Origin of the sequence: Dietzia sp. DQ11-71, assembly GCF_014144995.1 — a bacterium.
In the GTDB taxonomy this organism is placed as follows: domain Bacteria; phylum Actinomycetota; class Actinomycetes; order Mycobacteriales; family Mycobacteriaceae; genus Dietzia; species Dietzia kunjamensis.
The window spans coordinates 1-2,460 of sequence record NZ_JAALDT010000336.1 but is presented as its reverse complement, the minus strand read 5'-3'; the positions used below and the strand labels follow the sequence as shown (position 1 = coordinate 2,460).

Genomic DNA, 2,460 nt, shown 5'->3' with positions numbered 1-2,460 from the left:
TGCGGCGTGACCGTGTCCGGCGCCAGGCCCCACGCGTGCCCGACCAGCGCCGCGCTCTCTGGGCCGAGGGTCGTCTCGAGCGAGACCGGCCCCAGGTCGATCCGGGCACCGCGGAACGCCGCGGCCAACCCTGCCAGGTCCCGCTCCACGACGAAGGTGCGCACGTCGGCGGGGATCTGGTCGTCGGCGGCGACCAGGACCGCCCCGCCGTCCGGGCCGTCCACCTCGAGAGAGAACTGCACGTGGGTCGGGGACAAGGCGAGATAGGGGATCGCGCGATCGATCGCCGCCTGCACGGTGGGGCCCGCGAGCATCATGAAGCCGATGACGCCGGTCCGTCCGATGGTGGAGTGGGCACCGACGCCCGCCCCCAGCCCGGGCCGGTCTCCGAGGCGCGCGAGCAGGGTGCGAATCACCGTGAACTCCTGGTGCGCCCAGATCTGCGCGGTCTCGTCGTGGAGGTCGCCGGGATCGAGACCCGTGCCGGCCAGGCACTCCGTCGTCGTCATCCCGTGGGCCAGCCCGCCCTCCACCATGATGCGGACGCCCTCGGTGCCCCGCGGCACCGCCCATACCGGCGAGGACTCCATCGGCCGACCGTAGCAACACCGGGCGGCGGATGTCCGAAAATGCCAACTCTGCGCCCGTTTGCGACCTTCCCGCGCCCGCGTCGGGTGGTTAGCGTCACAGTCATGACTCTCGCCGCACGCGCAGGAACCGCCCAGTCAGCCGGCCCCACCGGCCTCGCCGACGAGATCCGGGCGCTGTACGCGCGGGCCAAGGCCGCCGTCGGCGAGGACGACCTGGCGCACATCCGCAACGTCACCGCCTACGGCCGGGCGATCGACGCCCGTCGCCGCGAGTTGCTGCGCGAGGGCGGGCCGCGGGCGATCCGGCGGGCCACGGCGCTGGAGATGATGTACCGGCTCATGCAGTTCTCCGAGCTCGGGCACAACATCGTCCACGGCAGCTACGACCACCTGCCCGGCAACGGCGAATATCACTCCGACCGTTACGAGTGGGACTTCAACGTGGACGTCGACCACTGGAAGACGATGCATCACGTGGGCCACCACCCCAACACGAACATCGTCGGCAAGGACCACGACCTCGGCTACAGCATCTTCCGCGGCAGCGCCGGACAGGACTGGTACGGCCACCACCTCGGTCAGGTGGCGCTCATCTCGGCGCTGGCGGCAGCGGCCCCGGCAGCGGCTCCGTTCTTCCTGGCCAACATCGCCCGCAAGGTTTCCGGCGACCCGTTCTTCAGCGCCTACACCCTGCGCTCGCCCGCCCGGATCGCCGGACGCGACCTGAGGCGTCGCTTCATCGACGAACCGTTCCGCTCGGGGTGGAAGCCGCTGCCCACCCTGCTGGCCAACTACTCCGGCGGCGTCACCGGCTACATGGCCGTGTTGTTCCTCGTGTTCATCGAGCACCACGCCGGCGAGCTGGAGCTGTTCACCGACCCGGGCCCCGACGAGACCGCCGACCAGTACTACGAGCGACAGATCCGGGCGACCCGCAACTTCCTGCCCAGCACGCAGATGGACGACGCCCTCGCGCGGGTCCTGGAGGAGGAGGTGCCGTTCGCCGATCGCCCCGACCTGCGGATCTTCTACGGCGGCCTCGACACCCACGTCGAGCACCACCTCTTCCCCGACCTACCGCCGTCGATGCAGCGCCGGATCGCCCCGGAGGTTCGGGCCATCGCTGCCAAGTACGGGCTTCCGTACCACGAGACCCCGCTGCTGGAGACCGTGCCGCTGATCGCCAAAACGCTCACCGGGCTGTCGGTCCCGTTCGGCGAGCGCGAGTTCGGCCGCCCCTCGACACTGTTGCGCGACCCCGCCTCACTCGTACGCCGCGTGCGCGCCGGGCTGTCCTACAGGCCCCTGCCCGAGTCGCCGTACCTGGACAAGCCGCGCTTCCACAACGTGCCGGTCAGGGTCCTGTCCGCGACGCCCGTCGCCGACGGCCAGGCCGTGTCGGTGCGGTTGGCCCGCCCGCGCGGCTGGGAGGACATCGGGTGGGATGCCGGGGCGTACGTGTCGCTCCGGGTCGCCGGCGGAGGCGATCACGGCGGCGATGGTCAGGGCGGCGAGGAGTCGGTCCGCCAGTACAGCCTGGTCCGCGACAGTTCGGACGCGGAGGGGGATGCCGGGGGCGCCATGGAGATCTGCATCAAGCGGGTCGAGGGCGGGCGGGTGTCCACCCGGCTCAACGACTCGTTGCGCGCGGGCGACCACGTGACACTGGTCGGCGTGCCGCAGTCCTCGGGCGACTTCCCGACGCCCTCGCCGGGTGCGAAATCCCTGCACATCGCCGGCGGGGTGGGGATCACCCCGATCATCAGTCTGTTGCGCCGCATCGCCCGCGACGCGCGCCGCGGCCAGCCCGACGGAGCCACCGGTACCCGCCCCGACGCGACGCTGCTGTACGTCAACCGCGACGACCGCT

General features: G+C 71.4%; 2 protein-coding genes. One reads left to right on the top strand and one right to left on the bottom strand.

Annotation, left to right across the window (positions count from 1 at the left end; translation table 11 throughout):
- Nucleotides 1–590: AraC family transcriptional regulator ligand-binding domain-containing protein (locus G6023_RS12040; RefSeq protein ID WP_182635678.1), on the bottom strand; the 590-nt coding region annotated here is incomplete at its 3' end.
- Between the two features lie 102 nt (nucleotides 591–692).
- Between G6023_RS12040 and G6023_RS12035 the strand changes: the two genes are divergently transcribed.
- Nucleotides 693–2,460, top strand: a 1,768-nt coding sequence (locus G6023_RS12035) for a fatty acid desaturase (protein ID WP_182635676.1), incomplete at its 3' end; no start/stop codon positions are given.